Origin of the sequence: Algibacter sp. TI.3.09 (assembly GCF_038154905.1) — a bacterium.
Taxonomy (GTDB): Bacteria; Bacteroidota; Bacteroidia; order Flavobacteriales; family Flavobacteriaceae; genus Algibacter.
The window spans coordinates 1,603,577-1,621,597 of record NZ_JBAKAN010000001.1 but is presented as its reverse complement, the minus strand read 5'-3'; the positions used below and the strand labels follow the sequence as shown (position 1 = coordinate 1,621,597).

Here is an 18,021-nt window from a genome sequence, read left to right as displayed (position 1 = left end):
AAAATAACTTATACAGATGAAATTAATAAGATTTGGAGCAGTAGGAAGCGAGCAACCAGGTGTTCAATTAGAAGATGGGACAATAATCGATGTATCGGCATTTGGAACAGATTATAATGAAGAGTTTTTTGGAAACGATGGTATTGGAAAACTAAAAGCTTGGTTAAAAGATAACCAAGATAGTTGCCCAACCGTAGCAGACGATGTACGTTTAGGTGTGCCATTAACAAGACCATCAAAAATTGTTTGTGTGGGCTTAAACTATGCACAACACGCAGCAGAAGCTGGTATGGATATTCCTAAAGAACCGGTATTGTTTTTTAAATCGACTACCGCTTTAGTGGGGCCTAATGATGATGTAATTATTCCGAAAAACAGTGAAAAATCTGATTGGGAAGTAGAATTAGCTATCGTTATTGGTAAAAAAGCATCTTATGTAGAAGAGGCAGATGCTTTCGATCATATCGCAGGTTATGTATTGCATAACGATGTAAGTGAACGTGCTTTTCAAATAGAAAAATCTGGACAATGGTGTAAAGGTAAAGGTTGTGATACATTCGCACCAGTAGGACCTTTTATTGCTACAACAGACGAAATTAAAGATCCGAATAATTTAAATCTTTGGTTAAAAATTAACGGAGAAATGATGCAAAATAGCTCAACATCCGATTTTATTTTTAACGTACAACACGTGGTAAGTCACATCAGTCAATTCATGACCTTACTTCCTGGAGATATTATTTCTACAGGTACGCCATTTGGTGTTGGTTTAGGTTTAACACCTCCAACATACTTAAAACCTGGCGATGTTATGGAGTTAGGTATTGAAGGTTTAGGTGTTTCTAAGCAATCGGTAAAAGCATACAAAAAATAATGAAAATAGATGCGCATCAGCATTTTTGGAGTTACAATCCAGTTAGAGATAGCTGGATTGATGCTTCTATGGAAGTGATAAGAAAAGATTTTCTTCCTAAAGATCTAAAACCTATTTTAGATGCCAATGCTATTGATGGCTGCATTGTGGTTGAGGCCAATCCGTCGGAAGCTGAAACCCAATTTTTATTAGATTTAGCCCATAAAAATCCTTTTATAAAAGGTGTTGTTGGCTGGGTCGATTTATGTGCAGATAATGCAGAAGCGCGCTTAAAGCATTTTTCTAAAAACAAGATGTTTAAAGGCGTTCGCTATTTATTACAAGTAGAAAACGAAGACTTTGTTTTACGCGAAGATTTTCAGCAAGGCATTAGTAAATTAAGTCAATTCAACTTAGCTTACGATGTTTTAATTTTTCCAAAACATTTGGCAAATGTGGTCAAGTTGGTCGAGAAATTTCCGAACCAACAATTTGTGATCGATCATATCGCGAAACCACAAATTTCAAAAGGATTAAATCCCGATTGGGTAAAGCATATTAAGAAATTAGGCACATTTAAAAATGTGGCTTGTAAAATTTCGGGTATGGTTACCGAAACGGAAGATTTTAATTTTCAACCAGAAGATTTTACACCATTTTTAGATACAATGGTCGATGCTTTTGGAACCGATAGATTACTATTTGGATCCGATTGGCCTGTATGTCTTTTAGCTGCGGAATATAAAAGTGTTTTACAAATTATTGAAAACTATTTTATCGATTTCTCGGAAGAAGAACAACGCCAAATTATGGGCGAAAATGCCATAAAGATTTACAATTTATAAACGTAGAACTACAACTAAAACTAAAATTCAAATTATGGATTTAAATTTAAAAGATAAAGTTATTATAGTTACCGGAGGCTCCAAAGGTATCGGCTTAGGGATTGTAGAATCCTTAATTCGTGAAGGTGCTAGGCCAGTAATTATAACTAGAAATAAAGCCAGTGTAGATGAGGTTATCGACGTGTTTTCTAAACAAGGTATCGATATATTTTATGCACTAGCAGAACTTACCGATCCTGTACAATGCGAAAAAGCAGTGGCAGCTGTAGTAGAAAAATATGGCCAAATTGATGGCTTAGTAAATAACGCAGGCGTTAACGATGGTGTTGGCTTAGAAAGTGGTAATTACGAAGGTTTCATGGAATCTTTAAAACGTAATGTTGTACATTATTACCTAATGGCACACTACGCATTACCAGAGCTTAAAAAGAGCAAAGGTGCTATTGTAAATATTGGTTCTAAAACAGCCGATACAGGCCAAGGTGGTACGTCGGGTTATGCCGCATCAAACGGTGGGCGAAATGCTTTAACCAGAGAATGGGCCGTAGAGTTATTGCCATATAGCATTCGTGTAAACGCATTAATTGTTGCCGAATGTTACACACCATTATACGAAAAATGGATTAGCACATTCCCAGATAAAGAAGAAAAGCTAGAAGCCATTACTAAAAATATTCCTTTTGAAAATCGTATGACAACGGCTGAAGAAATTGGAGATACGGTTGCTTTTTTATTATCTAGTAAATCTAGCCATACCACGGGGCAATTACTTTATGTAGACGGCGGGTACACACACCTCGATCGTTCTATATAATACGTCATTTTTTCAATTAAAAATTAATAAGCTATCCTAACTAATTTATATGAATACCACACCAAAAATACCTGTAGTATCAAAAAAAGTACTTATTCCATTTATACTTGTAACGTCATTATTTGCCCTTTGGGGATTTGCAAATGCCGTTACCGATCCTATGGTAAATGCCTTTAAAAAAGTATTAGAATTAACCAACACACAAGCCTCTTGGGTACAAATGGCATTTTACGGTGGTTACTTCTGTATGGCCTTACCGGCAGCTATGTTTATGCGTAAATACTCGTATAAGGTAGGGGTTTTAATAGGTTTAGGTTTATATGCTGGTGGTGCATTATTGTTTTATCCAGCGGCTATTACAGAGCAATTTTGGTTTTTCTGCTTAGGTTTATATGTCTTAACATTTGGTTTAGCCTTTTTAGAAACGGCTGCCAATCCATATATTTTAGCAATGGGAGCTAAAGAAACAGCAACCCAACGTTTAAATTTAGCTCAATCGGTAAACCCAGTAGGTTTAATAGCAGGTTTGTTAGTAGCAAAATATTTTGTTTACGATAAACTTCAATCTGATGATATTGCAGATTTTAGCGCACTAGACGATGCTAAAAGAGCCATGATAAAAGTAGCCGATTTAGCAGTTATTCGCGATCCTTACGTTGTTTTAGGTTTAGTGATTTCGGCTGTATTTGTATTGTTTTTAGTGAGCAAAATGCCACAATCTAAAGAAGAGGGTGTTATGCCAAGTTTAGGACAAACCTTTAAAAAATTAGGGTCTAACAGTAAATACGTTTTAGGTGTTGTAGCACAAATATTATATGTTGGTGCACAAATCATGACGTGGACGTACATTTACCAATATGCAGAAGCTATCGATTTATCGAATGCCGATGTTCCTGGTTACGAGAAAATAGATGTATTTGCTTATCAATTTATCGCCTTTGTTTTATTTACAGTAGGTAGAATTGTGGGTACAGCGATGCTACGTGTTATGAGTCCAGGTAAATTATTAATGACGTTTGCACTTTTAGCCATTGCATGTGTTGCAGGCGCTATATTTGTAGAAGGCATTTTTGGCTTGTATTGTGTAGTAGGTATTTCATTTTGTATGTCTTTAATGTTCCCAACTATTTATGGTATTGCATTAAACGATTTAACCGAAGAGCAATCTAAAGTAGGTTCTGCAGGATTAGTAATGGCCATTGTTGGTGGTGCCTTATTACCAATGTTACAAGGTATGATTATCGATGCTGGCGGAAGCGGTGTTGCCGATACTACAATTATGGGTGTTGCCGAGGTTAATTTCTCGTTTATATTACCTCTAGTATGCTTTGTTTATATCGCTTGGTATGGTATGCATGTTTTTAAGAACCACGAAGGAACTGTTGCTTAAATTGAGTTGAAAAGTTATATTATGAAAAAACATTGTTTCGCTTTAGATTTAGTAGATGATGCTAAATTAATAGAAGATTATAAAGTGGCCCATCAAAAGGTGTGGCCAGAAATTATAAAGAGTATTAAAGATTCTGGTATAGAAGATTTAGAAATTTATTTAGTAGGAAATCGTTTATTCATGATTATGGTGGTAAACGATAGTTTTTCATTCGAACAAAAGAACGCTATGGATGCTAATAATCCTAAAGTTCAAGAATGGGAAACATTGATGTGGAACTACCAACAAGCACTACCAATGGCCAAAGAAGGAGAGAAGTGGATGCTTATGGAAAAAATATTTCAGTTGTAAAATATAGTAGATTTGTTTGTTTTCGTTTACACAGAAGCATAAAAATAATATTGTAAAAGCTCAAAAGCATCATTGTTTTTGAGCTTTGCTTTTTTTATGAATTTGAAGAGAACTACAGATGAATAATTATCGTTAAATCTGAAATTAATACATGATTCAACTATCTAAATTTTTAAGAGTCAATTTATATGCTTAAGTTTCGGCTTTCAGCTTGAGATTTTCGAAATATGACACAGCATAACACCATATTCCCAAACGGGGCATTTCATTTAAAACCTTTTACTTTTTTTAGATGAAACAGGTATCCATTATTGGCGGAGGTCCAGCAGCACTTATGCTTGCGGCACAAATAGATACTGCAAAATATAGCGTAACTATTTACGAAAAGAAAAAAACAGCCGGACGTAAGTTTCTTGTAGCTGGAGAAGGCGGTTTAAACCTCACGTTTAGTACTTCGGAAGATGCGCTAATACAGCAATATCACCCTAGTGGATTTATGGCGCCCATTATCCGTGAGTTTAATAATCACGATTTTATAAATTGGCTCAATCAACTCGGTATTTCAACCTTTGTAGGCTCTAGTAATCGTGTGTTTCCTAAACAAGGCGTAAAGCCCATAGAAGTGCTTAAAACCATTGTAGATTATATTGCAGCACGTGGCGTTCAATTTAAATTTAATACAAAATGGACGGGCTGGAATACGCAAGGCGATTTAACTTTTGAAAATGCAGCTGCTGTAACTTCAGATATTGTAGTTTTTGCATTAGGAGGCGCAAGTTGGAAAGTAACAGGTTCCACAGGTTCATGGAAATCTAAGTTTGAAAAACGTCATATAAATGTTCTGCCTTTTAGAGCTGCAAATTGTGCTTTTGGTGTTGATTGGCAACCGGATTTTATAAACATTCACGAAGGGAAACCTTTAAAAAATATAGCACTTACTTTTAATAATGTATTAGCAAAAGGAGAGTTGGTAATTTCTAAATTCGGGTTGGAAGGCAATGCTATTTATGCGCTTAGTCAAAAAATACAAGATCGGTTACTCAGCGAAAAAGAAGTGATTATCTACTTAGATTTAAAACCTAAAATGACGGTTAATCAAATACGTAGTAAGTATAAAAATGCACGACGTTCTAAAGTTACCGATATTCTTAAAAACGATTTAAACCTCGATAGAACAGCTATTGGTTTGTTAAAACAATTTACAGATAAACACACCTTTTCAGATCCCGATGTGTTGGTGCAAACTATTAAAGCCGTTCCGGTGGTTATTACCTCGGCTGGTCCTTTAGATGAAGCTATTTCGTCTTTAGGCGGTATCGCTTTAGATGAAGTTGACGCCAATTTTCAATGTAAAAAAATACAAAACACTTATGCCATTGGCGAAATGCTAGATTGGTATGCGCCCACTGGTGGCTATTTATTACAAGGTTGTTTTAGTATGGGTGTCGCTTTGGCTAATCATTTAAATAGTTTGGAAGGGTAGAGGTAGGGTTTAAATACTTGTTCTAAAATATTCAACGCAACCATTTGGTTAATTGCTCATCTTTAAATAAAGTAATTATGAAAAATATTTTATTGGTTTTAAGTTTTTTATTTATCCTAAACTTAGGGTATAGTCAAAATTCAGATTTTAAAAAGAATGAAATATCTGTTGGACTAATCAACTTAGCGGAATCTCCTAAAAATCAAGATATCTTATTTGAAAATTCATATTACTTCGTTCCTTTTAGTCATTTAACGCTCAAAAGGTTTTTAAATGAACAAAATGCTATTAGATTTACTTACTACAGACCCATTAATAAATCTAACGAAAAGCCTTTTGATAATTGGAATGACAATAGCGACTATAAAGAGCAGGTTTTTAAATTGGGCTATGAGTATATTTTCAAACAAAAAACAATAACACCTTATTTAGCGTTAGATATTAGCTATTTAAAATCGAAATCTTCTCGGTTTTCTGGAGGTGGAATTACAGCACTTTATAGCGAAACAGAAAGCAAAATTAACGGCATAGGATTATCTCCTACAGTTGGAATACAGTATAAAATTCATAACAATGTTTTTATTGGCTTAGAAAGTAATTTTACTATTTTCAATTTAAAAGAAGAAAAAACATCATCTCAGTGGTCTGAAGTAGATCCGGAACTTAATGAGCCTGAAACAACAGAAACCGACCACGCTGTGGATTACGTTTTTAATCCATTTGTGTTTTTAGTGAAAGTTAAGTTTTAGTATATTTAAATATTTACTTTTTTGTGCATAGTTAAAGTTGTCAACTCGATAAAATTAACTTTACTTTCAAGCCATGAAAAAAGAGAAAACCAAATTAAAGTTACTAACGTCAGTATTGCATAAAATGAAAATAAGCACAAAAATACTATTGATTTTCTTGGCTTTAAATGTATGCTCTTGCAAAGGAAATGCTCAAGATACCGAAACTGAAAAATTGACGCCGAAATATGAATATTTGGGAATAGAAAATAGTGCGTTTCCAAAACCGATAGGCAGAATAAATGACTACGGACAGGTGTTTACAGAATCTCAACGGGCAGAATTATCGAAAATCCTTCATGATTATCATATGGAAACAATAAGGCAAATTGTGGTTGTCACCATCGACAGTATAAAACCGTATCAAAACATTCAAAAATATGCAACCAATTTAGGACAAAGTTGGGGCGTTGGAACGGCCGAAAATAACAACGGACTTACCATAGTGTTATGCAAGCCTTGTAGAGAGATTGGGATTGCAACAGGAACTGGAACCGAGCTGATTTTAACCGACCAAATTTGTAAAGAAATCATTGATGAAAAAATGATACCCGAATTTAAAAATGAAGCATTTTATGCCGGAATTAAAAGTGGTGTACTCCAATTAATTAAAAAGTGGGAATAAACAGGTTTTTTCTTCTAAATTTCCTTTAGTAATAAATCATTTAGTACATAAACAATACACAAAACAATTCAATTTTAGTGTAACATAAATCACCTTTTTAAATATTTTGGGTGCTTATCTTTGGTATAAGAAACCCGAATATTATGACTACAATTAAAATATTAGGCACCGGATGTCCAAAATGTAAAACAATGACAACCGTTGTTCGAGATGTCGTTTCAGAAAACAACATTGAGGCAACCATTGAAAAAGTTGAGGATATTATTGAAATTATGAAATTTGATGTCATGACAACGCCAGCATTGATAATCGATAATGTGGTGACTATAAAAGGGCGCGTACCATCAAAAGACGAAGTGCTAGCGCTATTAAATTAATACACCAAACGGTTATGGAATATCATATTAAAGCATCGTCTGTTTCAAATCAAGATGCTGTTATTCATATCAAACAATCTGATATAGATTTTGGTACAACGCCAAAAACGGCCGAAACCTTACCAAATCCTGCCGAATTATTCTTGGGGGCTTTCGCATCTTGCGTATTAAAAAATGTAGAACGTTTTTCGGGCATGATGAAGTTCTCTTATACAAAAGCCACTATTGAAGTTAATGCCACCCGACTTGAAAATCCGCCAAGGATGGAGCATCTTATTCACAATGTAACCATCTATACCAACGATAAAAAACTGAATACAGATTTACTTAAAAAGAACATCGAAAAGTTCGGTACCATCTACAACACAGTAAAATTATCGTGCTCTATTTCTGGTACTGTTAGTGCTAAAGCACATGTTTAACTGGGTACAAAATATAGCCGATTGGTTTGTTTACAACCTTCTAAATTTAAATAAAGAACAACATATAGCAGAAGCTTTAAACTTCTTTATTTACGACACTATAAAGATTTTAATTCTACTCCTTGTAGTTATCTTTTTTATGGGAATCGTAAATAGTTACTTCCCTATAGATAAGGTTAAAAACTATCTCTCCAGAAATAAATTATTTGGTTTAGAATATCTTATGGCTAGCCTTTTTGGAGTTGTAACACCGTTTTGTTCCTGCTCATCAGTACCTTTATTTATTGGTTTTGTGCGTGGCGGAATTCCTTTAGGTGTCACCTTTGCATTTTTAATAACCTCACCTTTGGTTAATGAGGTTGCCATTGGTCTCTTTATGGGCTTGTTTGGTGTAAAAACAACTATAATCTACGTAATTAGTGGTGTGTTATTAGGTACAATATCTGGCGTTATACTTCAAAAATTAAAACTAGAACCTTATTTAACACCATGGGTGAAAGATGTTTTAGCACATGCACAAAGAGATCAAGATGTGTTTCAGGCAGAAAAACAAACCTTTAAACAACGCTTACCAATTATTTGGGCCGAAGTTCTTAAAATTATAAAAGGCATCATTCCTTATGTGCTGGTAGGTATCGCAATTGGCGGACTCATGCACGGCTATATTCCAGAAGGGTTTTTTGAAAAATATATGGATAAAGACAACCTGTTTGCTATACCTATTGCAACCATTTTGGCAGTGCCTATGTACTCAAACGCATCGGGTATACTTCCGGTGGTGCAGGTATTGGTTGCAAAAGGCATTCCCTTAGGAACCGCAATTGCTTTCATGATGGGCGTTGTTGGCCTGTCGTTACCAGAAGCCATGCTTTTAAAAAAAGTTATGACGCTTAAACTCATTGCTATATTTTTTGGAGTGGTAACATTATGTATTATCATCTCGGGTTACGTGTTCAATTTAATTTTATAATTCGGAATAAAACAAGATTAAAAAAATCTACAACTTTATCAATCTGTTTTTAGTTCGGTTGGTATGTTTGTTATATTTTAGTTGTAGGTAATTTAAACAGATTTGAAATTGAAGGAAATAGAAACCAATTTAAACGAAAGTGCATTCGAGGAATTCGAAACTATTACAGAACGAAGAAGAAAACTACTGCCATGGTGGATTAAAGTATTCTGTTGGATTTTTATGTTATTCGGGTTTATGGCTGTTGTGTGTTTAATGTTAGGCTTCACAGATATAAAACCAAATTTAGCGTTTTATGGATTTGAAACAAACGAACCCTTCTCGCTGTTTGGTTTAATGGTAGTTTCCATAGGTGTTTTAAAAGGTTTTACAGCATTCTCGCTTTGGTTTGAAAAAGATTATGCCATAAAAATTGGAAAAATAGATGCTATAATCGGCATCGTTTTATGCTTAATTTCAATGATTGTTTTGCCCTTTTTTCAAAACGGTTTCAACATAACGTTTCGTTTAGAGTTAGCATTATTAATTCCGTTTTTAATTAAGCTTAAGAGAATTGAAAATACATGGGAGTCAACAAGCCTAAAAGTGGCATAAATAAAGTTCTAAACGTTGTTTTAGTATTCCTATTTCTGTTTTTATTTATGTATTCACCATTTGCCTTTTTTTCTGTAAAAGATAAATTTCTGTACCTAAAACATAAAACAGAGTTTGTAAAACAGAAAGTAAAAGTAGATTCCGTAGAGGTAATAGAAACTGGAACTCATAATACGGGAAGCAGTTCGTTTTATGGCTACCACCTGCACTACAACAACTTTAAAGATATAGTTACGGTTATTTCTCCTAAAAATAATATGATAGTATCTAAACAAGAGGCAGCCGATTTTAACCACTTTTATAAAATCTACGATGCCACACCATTTTATCTGCCCAAAAACGATTCTATTTATATCTGGCACCATAGCAAACTACAAGATAAATACGCAACCGAAAACCAATTACAACTTAACACCTCTAACTTTGTATGGCATAGTATTGTAAATAGCATAATGCTTATACTCGTAATTTGGGGACTTATTTGGCAAATAATACAATGGATGAAACTGAAGCGTAAAAAATAAATTTTGGCTTTTACGGAAACCCGTAATGTTATGTAAAACCGATGTATTAAATTAGAGGTCAATTAGGAGGGATATGTGTTTTAGTTTATGATGACTATTCGGATCCTTTAGTTGTAAAACATTTGACCAAACTTTATGCTAACAGATAGATTTCATCAACTAAGAAAAGAAGAATTAGATAAAGTTTTTACTAAAATAAATATTACTAACATTTGGAGAAAAGTAGTACGGAATCAACTTAGGACAGTTGATATTTTAGACATATATGACTATTATGACTTTAATTACAATATAAATTCAAGAGCTCTTCTTTTAAGAAACGATATTTTATCCGGAAATTATTCAAGTTCAAAACCATTAATTTACAGAGTAGAAAAAAAACTTGGTATTTGCCGACATTTAATTATACCACAACCTTCAGATGCACTTATCTTACAAATTATAACTGACAAAATTAGTTCGGAGATTTTATCAAATCAACCATCTGAGAACTCTTATTACTCTAGAGACAAACATTATGTCAAAAAACCGCACGAAATTGATGAGTATGGATTTGATTGGAGAGAGTTGTGGAAAAAAATGCAAAAGAAAATATTTAAATTTAGTGAACAAAAAGAACTTATTGTTGTTACAGATTTATCTAATTATTATGATTCTATATTCATTCCAGAATTAAGAAAATTAATAACAGGGTATATAAAAAACAATGAAGCCTTATTAGATATTTTATTTGGAATAATTGAGAGGAATTCTTGGTTACCTGATTACCTACCTTACACAGGTCGTGGACTACCAACATCAAATTTAGAAGGTATTAGACTGATGGCTCATTCGTTTCTTTTTGAGTTTGATGAGATTATCAAAAAGAAATCGAATGACAGTTTTACAAGATGGATGGATGATGTAGTAATTGCAGTAGACAGCAGAGAAGAAGCTGTTAATATTTTAAGTTCCTCTTCAGATGTATTAAAGAGCAGAGGTCTTGCATTAAATTTAAAGAAAACAAATATTTACACAGCAGAAGAGGCTGAGTTTCATTTCTTAATTGACGAGAATAAATACCTAGATTCAATTGATTTTGATTACCATTTGCAACACGGAATTAAAGCTATTAGTAGTGAGTTAATAAAAAGATTTAAAAAGCATCTTAAAATAAACCAAAGTGCGAAATATTTTGAAAAAATAACAAAGAGATATATAACCGCTTTTAGTAAAATCAATTCTAAACGAATCCTTAAAGACGTACCTACTCTTTTCAACGAAAACCCAGGTATAAGGTCAAATTTGTTATTCTATCTAGCTACACTTGGTTTTGATAAAAGAACAGCAGAAGTTGTTTTGAAAATTTTTGACGAATTAAAATTACACGATGATATCTCATTATTCAATATTTGTAAACTTATAACCGATTGGAATATACCTTTAACAAAAGAAGGAAATGATTTTATTGATAAAGCAATAAAAAAAATAAAATCATTTAGTATGTCTAGAAAACAAATTTTTGACTTTTATTGCCTTTTATGGGTTCGAACAAAGTATGACCATCCTGAAGATTTATATAAATTTATATTCGATTATAAAGGTATTTGGAATTCACACCCTTTCCTTAGAAGACAAGTTACCTCAATAATGGGCAGGCTATATCTATACAAAGAGGACAAAGTTAGAAAGTTTTTAGAGAGTCAAATTTCTACAGCAGAACAACAGGTAGTTTCAACTGCTAACAATTTAATTAATTTAAAAAAATTAGATATAATAGAAACCAAAGTCAAGTTATACTTGTTTCCTGAAAAGAAATATAAGACTTATCCATTACAAAAATTCTTAGTTTTGTGTTCTTTCTTAAATAGCGAACCTTACAGAAATAATAAAGACATTTCTGAGAAAATCAAATACCACATTGATGATTCATATTATAGAAAATGGCTAGAACTTCAATACAATATAAAATAAACAATAATGAAAAAACTTAGAGAACAGAAAGGAGATGCATTTGAAGAATTGTATGATAGAATTTGGAAAACTAAATCTGCTAGATTTAATGCCTATCATAGACTGAAAAAGAAAAAGATTATGTCATCTTATACTTTAAGTTTACTTTCGGTTTATGTAATAATTTTAAAACTATTAGAACCATTTAAAGTTATCGAAAATTCCGAAACACTTGAGACAGTTAACTTTTTATCCATTTGTGTTTCTATATTATTGTTAGTATTTGTTTTAATTGAAAACTCTATGGAGTATAATTTAAAAGCAGAAAAATTCCATAACTGTTCAAAATCATTGGCAAAACTTTTTAAAGAACTAGAGATAATCAAAGAATCTAAATCTGACTATGAAAAGACTAGTGGTATTAAAAAAATAACTGAAAAATATGATATTATAATAGGCTTATATGATAATCACGACCCAATAGATTTTGAACTACATAGGGTTAATAATAACCTTAAAAATTATTCTTCGAGTAAAAACTGGTGGATTAAAAACACCTATCTATATTTTAACAACTTAGTTTATTATCTAGCTATATATCTAGTACCTATTATATTAATATTAACAATTTTAATTTTAAATAAATACAACAGCGTAGATTTGACAACTACTTGATAATAAAAACGTTTTACAACACCGTGTATAATTCATTGCTTTAGCAAGTGCTTATTTGAAAAATTCCTACGGAATTTTCTCGTGTTCGTTTTTGTTTCCTAAATTAGTTGCTGAAACACGCAACTAACCATACATAAGTCCGTTAGCCGCAATAAAAAAATGAACTGGAACAACTATTTGGCCGAAAGTAAATCACCATCTGATTACCCACATTTGGGAATTTTAGAAGGAACTGTTCGTTGCCCATTTGATATTTCTGAATTACCAACTAATTCTGAAATAATAGACATGCCAACGCCTCTTAAAAAATTTAAACTGAATTATTTCAATTATGAACATTTGATTGGAAATAAAGTTGTTGAAGGAATAATACTAAATGACTTAGATGAAGAGCGTTTGAGTGTAATTGCTTCATTACCAAATCTAAAATATCTTAACATCTCTAACAACAAACAAGATGCCATTCCAAATTTATCCGTTTTAAAATCTTTAGAAGTTTTAATTTTAAGTGGAATAACTAAAGTAGAAAACATCAATTTTATTGCGAATTTGGAAAACTTAAAAACATTATATATTTATGGAATTAAGAATTTGTATGAATTAAAACCACTTACAACGTTACCTCAATTAAAGGAATTATGGTTAGACCACGGAAGAATGGGAGGAACTGGGAAAGCCGTTAAAAATATTGAGCCTTTATCAGAATTGAATAATTTGGAATACTTAAATATGATTCTAAATGTTGAGAATAAAAATTATGATATTTCACCATTACTGAATTTAAAGAAGTTAAAACATTTGAGAACCTTGCCAAGGTTTATGAATAAGGAAAAAAAAGAAACGTTAGAAATGGAAATTCCATTAGTTAAAATAATATAAATTACTGTGATTAACAAAGTATATAATTTACTGCTAGTTTTAGCTTACTTCTGAAAATCTTCGCGGATTTTCTATTCAGTTTTTGTTTACTAAATTAGGAGCTTAACCACGCAACTATAAGAATAAAATGATTAAGAATTTTAATGATTTTGCAAACTATAAATATCAAGTCTCAAATGAAGATATTTTCTCAGACAATCTTGAATTAGGAATTTCTGGAATTAAATATGATTCCAAAACTCTATTAGTTTTGCCGAGAAATAAGAATTTAGGTCCTATAAATCAATATAGAGAACTAGAATTTATAGAATTCAATAATTATGACTTGAATGATACTGAGGTAAAAATTCTAAATGAGAATGAAGAAGTTCTAGAAAAAGTAAAATATTTAAGTTTTTGGAATACAAAATTATTCGACTTAACTCTACTTAACATATTCAAAAATGTCGAGTTCTTAAGCATATCACATATAACTGACCCAGATTTCACATTCAACGGTATTCGTGATTTGAGTCAATTGAAAACACTTTGTCTACTTAAAACGGGGAAAGTTAAAGATTTAACTTCTCTCAATTTTAATGATAGTATTGAGAATTTATCAATAATTCAACCTACTAATATTAAAGACACAATTGGAATAGGAAAACTAAATAACTTGAAATATTTAAATATTGAAGGGTCATATGATAAAACATACGAACTTGAAAAGTTAAATGAATTAGACAAATTGCCTTCACTTGAAAAGATAGAGTTAACCAGAATAAACATTCCTCAAAAAGAATTAATTACTGCACTTAATTTACCTTTTCAAATTGAATTGAAAATAGACACTAATCTGTATTCAACTCAGGAATACAAAGAGCTTAGTTTGGAATTAAAAAATGTAAATTCAAATGCTTTTACTCCTTATATAGAAAGTAATGATTATGTACAACCTATTGGTAAAGGAAAAAGGAGAATTAAAAAATCTGACAAAAAATTTGAAGAAAAACTCGACCAGTTAATTGAAGACTGGTACAAATAACAATTGCTAACAAAGTATAAAAAAATAATAGGGGTTAAGTGCCAAATCCGAAAGTAAGTATATTTTAGTTTCGTACTATTCTTATACCTACTGTTATTTGTAATTAAAGAAAAATCGAGTTCGAAAGAAGAATATTAACATTCATTTAAAAAGAATTTAAAGGAACACAATCACTGAATTTTAATGAATCTATAGAAATACGTGAAAGGAGAAAATGAGCTTAAAAAGCATTACTAAGTTGAACCTATTAGATTCTTCAATATAAATAGATATGAAAAAGTTAAAAGTAAGTTCATGGAATGACGGAAAACAAAATCCAAATGGAAATGGTTATGGCATTAGAGTTGGAGTAAGAGGTCGTGAATATTTTGAGAAAAACATTACTAAAATTAACCTATCAATTGAAAATTCTGATTTTTTTGAAGTCAAAATAACAAATGGATTTTGGAGAAATTGTACTGAATTTAGGGACAAACGAATTGGAGAATGGATGATTATGAATAATCTTGCTCCTTGGAAAAAAGGTGAAAATCATAAATTTAATTTAACCGTTTTGCCTAATAATAAATTTCACTTGGAAAAATTGAGCTAAAATCCAAAACGGTCATTGTAATTCAGTTAAATATTAGTTCAACAACAAAAGACTCAGTTTCTCTTAAAATAAAATCACCAACTTTTTCAGCCCCAAACCCCATTATAAATATTTTACTTAAATTGTTAAAATATTAAAACCATTAACCAAATCAATTAAAACCGAAAAACATGTTAGGATTAGTATTACTGTATTGGATAGGCAAGTATTTTTACAAATTGGCAGAAGTCTACAATAAAAGCCAATGGGGCTTTGCCATTTTAGGCATAGTAGTATATTACGCAGGTATAGTCGTTTTTGCGTTTGCTTTAGGTATAATAGCAGAACTTGTAGCTCCAGGCGCTATAGATGGTGTTAACGACACGTTGTTAGGTATTATGATGCTTCCTTTTGGACTTTTAAGCACCTATTTACTGTACAAATATTTAGAGAAAACGTGGGAGAAGAACAAGCCAAACACCGATGTAATGATCGATGAAATTGGTTTAGAGTAGGTATTTAGCTTTCTAATAAAATACAAGCTAATTAGAGTTCATGTTTTAAAAATTTGCTTTTAAGTAAATATTGCTTAAATTGTTTGTTTAACACTCTAATAATTCTCACGATGAAGAAAATGAAAAATGCAGTAGCTTTAGTATTAGTAGCGATTATGATGTCTAGTTGTGCCACCCTATTTGGAGGCCCTGTAACGGCATCTCAAAAAAGAAAACCAGCTGGAGGCGAACAACAACGCCAAATAAGAGTTGTGGCCTTAATAGCCGATATTATCATTTTTGCACCTAGCGTAATAGTAGATTTTGCAACAGGCGCTATTTACAAACCAAGATAGTAACTTGGTAAAAGGTATATTTTAAAAAGCTCAAAAGATATTTTCTTTTGAGCTTTTTTTATTTTATTTCAATAATAAAGTTAAACTTAAAGCGCCATGTGCGCCAATAACAAGCGATTGCTCAATATCGGCGGTTTTAGATGGCCCAGCAATAAATACTCCAAAATCGTTAGCATCGCCAGCATTTATTTTGTGGTATGCTTGGTGCATGTAAGGCACAATATTGTCTTTACTGGTTACAATAACGAGGTGTTTTGTAATAAACGGTAAAACACGCATAGGTAATTGTTTATCGGTTACCCAAACCGATCCGTTTTCGGCTACAGCCAATTCACTTTCAATAATTAAAATATCTAAATCTTCTAAATCTTGTGGTTTTTCAATGTTTGCTAAATCTATAGTGTTAAAAGCACTGGTGTTCTCTATAGCCGAATATTTAATTTTAGCATCCGGAAACAAGTTTTCAACCTGTGCAACAACATCTTTAGACACCATATCGATAACGTTAGCGCCAACAACTTCAGCTTTCTTGGTAAACTCCTGTACTAAGTCTAAACCTTCATCAAAAAGCGATAAATCGATATTTGGTAACGCTAGAACGTCTGGTTTATTAGCTTCTATTCGGCTTAATATTTTATCTCTACTGCTCATAGCTTAGTTGTTTTTACCTTTATTTTCTTCTCTTTTTTTGTACCAATCATCAAAACTTTCTTTTGGACCTGTTGGTAAATCACGGGCTTTTCCCCAGGCATTGGGTTTAGAATTTATTACCGCTTTTGGTAAGGTTCTTAAACTCCAACGTGCAATTTTTCCAACCTTTTCAAATTGTTTAGGTTTAGCAAAAATGCTTCCCATAACTTGCATAGATTTCTTTTTTATAAAAGGCTGTGGCGTTTCTTTAGTAATAATTTGTCGCCATTTATAAAGTTGCGCATGGATGTCGATTTTCACCGGACACACATCCGAACAAGATCCGCAAAGGGTAGAGGCAAAGGGTAAGCTGCTGTGTTTTGTTAAATCTTTACCTGGCGATAGAATAGAACCAATTGGTCCTGGTATTGTAGCGTCGTAACTATGGCCACCACTACGTCTGTAAATTGGGCAAGTATTCATACAAGCACCACAACGAATACAGTGTAAAGAGGCTCTAAAATCCGGACGACTTAATTGCTCCGATCTGCCGTTGTCTACAATTACAATGTGCATTTTTCTGCCATCGCTAGGCTTTTTAAAGTGCGATGAATAAGTGGTTACCGGTTGTCCAGTAGCCGACCTTGCTAATAAGCGTAAAAACACACCTAAATGTTCTTGCTTTGGTATTATTTTCTCGACACCCATGCAGGCAATATGTACGGGTGCTAAATGTGCGCCCATATCGGCATTACCTTCGTTGGTACAAACTACAAAGCCTCCAGTTTCTGCAATGGCGAAATTTACACCGGTAATTGCAGCATCGGCTTCAATAAATTTTTGTCTTAAATGTTTTCTCGCTTCTCCAGTTAAATATTGCGGATCGCCATCACAAGGTTTAGTGCCTAAATGTTCTTGAAACAACTCGTCTACCTCATGTTTGTTTTTATGTATGGCTGGCAATACAATATGACTAGGCGGCTCTTTGGCCAATTGCACAATGCGTTCACCTAAATCGGTATCGATAACTTCTATACCATCGGCTTCCAAATGTGGATTTAAATGGCATTCTTCAGTTAGCATCGACTTACTTTTTACAACTTTTTGAGCGTTGTTATCTTTTAAAATTTTATGTACTATTTGGTTGTGCTCTTCGGCATTGGCTGCCCAGTGTACTTCTACACCGTTTTTGTTAGCATTGGCTTCAAACTCACGTAAGTAAATATCGAGATTAGAAAGCATGTGCGCTTTAATGCCATGCCCTAAATTTCTTAGCTCTTCCCAACCTTGCACATGGTGTACAGATTTGTCGCGTTTATGGCGCACAAACCACAAGGCTTTATCATGCCAATCGACTTTTTTTTCGTCTTTATTAAATATGCTAGCTAGTTTTGGATGACTCATAATGTTTTGTTTTACAACAC

General features: G+C 32.6%; 22 protein-coding genes. 20 read left to right on the top strand and 2 right to left on the bottom strand.

Annotated features, from left to right (window positions below):
• The first annotated feature begins 16 nt into the window (after positions 1-16).
• The 20 genes from V6246_RS06445 to V6246_RS06350 all read left to right on the top strand — a co-directional run bounded on the left by V6246_RS06445 (position 17) and on the right by V6246_RS06350 (position 15,967).
• Positions 17-874 carry a fumarylacetoacetate hydrolase family protein gene (locus V6246_RS06445; RefSeq protein ID WP_133966880.1) on the top strand — a complete coding sequence of 286 codons (858 nt, stop codon included), beginning with the start codon at positions 17-19 and terminating at the stop codon, positions 872-874.
• Positions 874-1,698: an amidohydrolase family protein gene (locus V6246_RS06440; protein ID WP_341559669.1), complete on the top strand. Its 825-nt coding sequence runs from the start codon at positions 874-876 to the stop codon at positions 1,696-1,698. The genes V6246_RS06445 and V6246_RS06440 overlap by 1 nt, the downstream gene beginning before the upstream one ends.
• Before the next feature lie 34 nt (positions 1,699-1,732).
• A complete protein-coding gene (locus V6246_RS06435; RefSeq protein WP_341559668.1) occupies positions 1,733-2,512 on the top strand; it encodes an SDR family oxidoreductase in 780 nt (259 codons plus the stop codon).
• A gap of 49 nt (positions 2,513-2,561) precedes the next feature.
• Complete coding sequence (gene fucP / locus V6246_RS06430; RefSeq protein WP_341559667.1) at positions 2,562-3,902, top strand: L-fucose:H+ symporter permease; 1,341 nt, start codon at positions 2,562-2,564, stop codon at positions 3,900-3,902.
• Between the two features lie 21 nt (positions 3,903-3,923).
• Positions 3,924-4,253 carry an L-rhamnose mutarotase gene (locus V6246_RS06425; RefSeq protein ID WP_042502991.1) on the top strand — a complete coding sequence of 110 codons (330 nt, stop codon included), beginning with the start codon at positions 3,924-3,926 and terminating at the stop codon, positions 4,251-4,253.
• Positions 4,254-4,545: 292 nt separating this feature from the next.
• Positions 4,546-5,736, top strand: a complete 1,191-nt coding sequence (locus V6246_RS06420; RefSeq protein WP_341559666.1) for a BaiN/RdsA family NAD(P)/FAD-dependent oxidoreductase — start codon at positions 4,546-4,548, stop codon at positions 5,734-5,736.
• Positions 5,737-5,813: 77 nt separating this feature from the next.
• Positions 5,814-6,485, top strand: a complete 672-nt coding sequence (locus tag V6246_RS06415) for a hypothetical protein (protein ID WP_341559665.1) — start codon at positions 5,814-5,816, stop codon at positions 6,483-6,485.
• Positions 6,486-6,558: 73 nt separating this feature from the next.
• On the top strand, positions 6,559-7,149 hold the full coding sequence (locus V6246_RS06410) for a TPM domain-containing protein (RefSeq protein WP_341559664.1): 591 nt from the start codon (positions 6,559-6,561) through the stop codon (positions 7,147-7,149).
• A 143-nt stretch (positions 7,150-7,292) separates the two neighbouring features.
• Entirely contained in the window at positions 7,293-7,526 is a 234-nt protein-coding gene (locus V6246_RS06405; protein ID WP_341559663.1) for a thioredoxin family protein, read from the top strand.
• A gap of 14 nt (positions 7,527-7,540) precedes the next feature.
• Complete coding sequence (locus V6246_RS06400; RefSeq protein WP_341559662.1) at positions 7,541-7,948, top strand: OsmC family protein; 408 nt, start codon at positions 7,541-7,543, stop codon at positions 7,946-7,948.
• Positions 7,941-8,918, top strand: a complete 978-nt coding sequence (locus tag V6246_RS06395) for a permease (protein ID WP_341559661.1) — start codon at positions 7,941-7,943, stop codon at positions 8,916-8,918. Before V6246_RS06400 ends, V6246_RS06395 begins: the two co-directional genes overlap by 8 nt.
• Positions 8,919-9,026: 108 nt before the next feature.
• Positions 9,027-9,512 carry a hypothetical protein gene (locus tag V6246_RS06390; protein WP_341559660.1) on the top strand — a complete coding sequence of 162 codons (486 nt, stop codon included), beginning with the start codon at positions 9,027-9,029 and terminating at the stop codon, positions 9,510-9,512.
• Positions 9,482-10,036: a hypothetical protein gene (locus V6246_RS06385; RefSeq protein ID WP_341559659.1), complete on the top strand. Its 555-nt coding sequence runs from the start codon at positions 9,482-9,484 to the stop codon at positions 10,034-10,036. Before V6246_RS06390 ends, V6246_RS06385 begins: the two co-directional genes overlap by 31 nt.
• A gap of 135 nt (positions 10,037-10,171) precedes the next feature.
• The gene (locus V6246_RS06380; RefSeq protein ID WP_341559658.1) at positions 10,172-11,989 is read left to right on the top strand and encodes an RNA-directed DNA polymerase; all 1,818 of its coding nucleotides are present in this window, start codon (positions 10,172-10,174) and stop codon (positions 11,987-11,989) included.
• A gap of 6 nt (positions 11,990-11,995) precedes the next feature.
• Complete coding sequence (locus V6246_RS06375; protein WP_341559657.1) at positions 11,996-12,643, top strand: SLATT domain-containing protein; 648 nt, start codon at positions 11,996-11,998, stop codon at positions 12,641-12,643.
• Between the two features lie 159 nt (positions 12,644-12,802).
• On the top strand, positions 12,803-13,522 hold the full coding sequence (locus V6246_RS06370; RefSeq protein ID WP_159017775.1) for a leucine-rich repeat domain-containing protein: 720 nt from the start codon (positions 12,803-12,805) through the stop codon (positions 13,520-13,522).
• Positions 13,523-13,649: 127 nt separating this feature from the next.
• Entirely contained in the window at positions 13,650-14,546 is an 897-nt protein-coding gene (locus V6246_RS06365) for a hypothetical protein (RefSeq protein WP_341559656.1), read from the top strand.
• 271 nt (positions 14,547-14,817) lie between these two features.
• Positions 14,818-15,138: a hypothetical protein gene (locus V6246_RS06360; RefSeq protein ID WP_341559655.1), complete on the top strand. Its 321-nt coding sequence runs from the start codon at positions 14,818-14,820 to the stop codon at positions 15,136-15,138.
• Positions 15,139-15,308: 170 nt separating this feature from the next.
• Complete coding sequence (locus V6246_RS06355; RefSeq protein ID WP_152596509.1) at positions 15,309-15,632, top strand: hypothetical protein; 324 nt, start codon at positions 15,309-15,311, stop codon at positions 15,630-15,632.
• A 110-nt stretch (positions 15,633-15,742) separates the two neighbouring features.
• Positions 15,743-15,967 (top strand): hypothetical protein, encoded by a 225-nt coding sequence (locus tag V6246_RS06350; protein ID WP_042502979.1) that lies wholly within the window; start codon positions 15,743-15,745, stop codon positions 15,965-15,967.
• A 63-nt stretch (positions 15,968-16,030) separates the two neighbouring features.
• Here V6246_RS06350 and V6246_RS06345 read toward each other — a convergent pair whose 3' ends face one another.
• Positions 16,031-16,618 carry a LutC/YkgG family protein gene (locus V6246_RS06345; RefSeq protein WP_341559654.1) on the bottom strand — a complete coding sequence of 196 codons (588 nt, stop codon included), beginning with the start codon at positions 16,616-16,618 and terminating at the stop codon, positions 16,031-16,033.
• Between the two features lie 3 nt (positions 16,619-16,621).
• Positions 16,622-18,001, bottom strand: a complete 1,380-nt coding sequence (locus V6246_RS06340) for a lactate utilization protein B (RefSeq protein ID WP_341559653.1) — start codon at positions 17,999-18,001, stop codon at positions 16,622-16,624.
• Positions 18,002-18,021: the final 20 nt, after the last annotated feature.

What these genes read in the sequence shown, in the direction of transcription:
- V6246_RS06420 (WP_341559666.1), top strand. Translation starts at nt 4,546, where the DNA reads ATGAAACAGGTATCCATTATTGGCGGAGGTCCAGCAGCACTTATGCTT.
- V6246_RS06370 (WP_159017775.1), top strand. Translation starts at nt 12,803, where the DNA reads ATGAACTGGAACAACTATTTGGCCGAAAGTAAATCACCATCTGATTAC.
- V6246_RS06415 (WP_341559665.1), top strand. Translation starts at nt 5,814, where the DNA reads ATGAAAAATATTTTATTGGTTTTAAGTTTTTTATTTATCCTAAACTTA.
- V6246_RS06395 (WP_341559661.1), top strand. Translation starts at nt 7,941, where the DNA reads ATGTTTAACTGGGTACAAAATATAGCCGATTGGTTTGTTTACAACCTT.
- V6246_RS06425 (WP_042502991.1), top strand. Translation starts at nt 3,924, where the DNA reads ATGAAAAAACATTGTTTCGCTTTAGATTTAGTAGATGATGCTAAATTA.
- V6246_RS06445 (WP_133966880.1), top strand. Translation starts at nt 17, where the DNA reads ATGAAATTAATAAGATTTGGAGCAGTAGGAAGCGAGCAACCAGGTGTT.
- V6246_RS06440 (WP_341559669.1), top strand. Translation starts at nt 874, where the DNA reads ATGAAAATAGATGCGCATCAGCATTTTTGGAGTTACAATCCAGTTAGA.
- V6246_RS06410 (WP_341559664.1), top strand. Translation starts at nt 6,559, where the DNA reads ATGAAAAAAGAGAAAACCAAATTAAAGTTACTAACGTCAGTATTGCAT.
- V6246_RS06435 (WP_341559668.1), top strand. Translation starts at nt 1,733, where the DNA reads ATGGATTTAAATTTAAAAGATAAAGTTATTATAGTTACCGGAGGCTCC.
- V6246_RS06400 (WP_341559662.1), top strand. Translation starts at nt 7,541, where the DNA reads ATGGAATATCATATTAAAGCATCGTCTGTTTCAAATCAAGATGCTGTT.
- V6246_RS06375 (WP_341559657.1), top strand. Translation starts at nt 11,996, where the DNA reads ATGAAAAAACTTAGAGAACAGAAAGGAGATGCATTTGAAGAATTGTAT.
- V6246_RS06365 (WP_341559656.1), top strand. Translation starts at nt 13,650, where the DNA reads ATGATTAAGAATTTTAATGATTTTGCAAACTATAAATATCAAGTCTCA.
- V6246_RS06340 (WP_341559653.1), bottom strand. Translation starts at nt 18,001, where the DNA reads ATGAGTCATCCAAAACTAGCTAGCATATTTAATAAAGACGAAAAAAAA.
- V6246_RS06385 (WP_341559659.1), top strand. Translation starts at nt 9,482, where the DNA reads ATGGGAGTCAACAAGCCTAAAAGTGGCATAAATAAAGTTCTAAACGTT.
- V6246_RS06350 (WP_042502979.1), top strand. Translation starts at nt 15,743, where the DNA reads ATGAAGAAAATGAAAAATGCAGTAGCTTTAGTATTAGTAGCGATTATG.
- V6246_RS06360 (WP_341559655.1), top strand. Translation starts at nt 14,818, where the DNA reads ATGAAAAAGTTAAAAGTAAGTTCATGGAATGACGGAAAACAAAATCCA.
- V6246_RS06405 (WP_341559663.1), top strand. Translation starts at nt 7,293, where the DNA reads ATGACTACAATTAAAATATTAGGCACCGGATGTCCAAAATGTAAAACA.
- V6246_RS06380 (WP_341559658.1), top strand. Translation starts at nt 10,172, where the DNA reads ATGCTAACAGATAGATTTCATCAACTAAGAAAAGAAGAATTAGATAAA.
- V6246_RS06345 (WP_341559654.1), bottom strand. Translation starts at nt 16,618, where the DNA reads ATGAGCAGTAGAGATAAAATATTAAGCCGAATAGAAGCTAATAAACCA.
- fucP (WP_341559667.1), top strand. Translation starts at nt 2,562, where the DNA reads ATGAATACCACACCAAAAATACCTGTAGTATCAAAAAAAGTACTTATT.
- V6246_RS06355 (WP_152596509.1), top strand. Translation starts at nt 15,309, where the DNA reads ATGTTAGGATTAGTATTACTGTATTGGATAGGCAAGTATTTTTACAAA.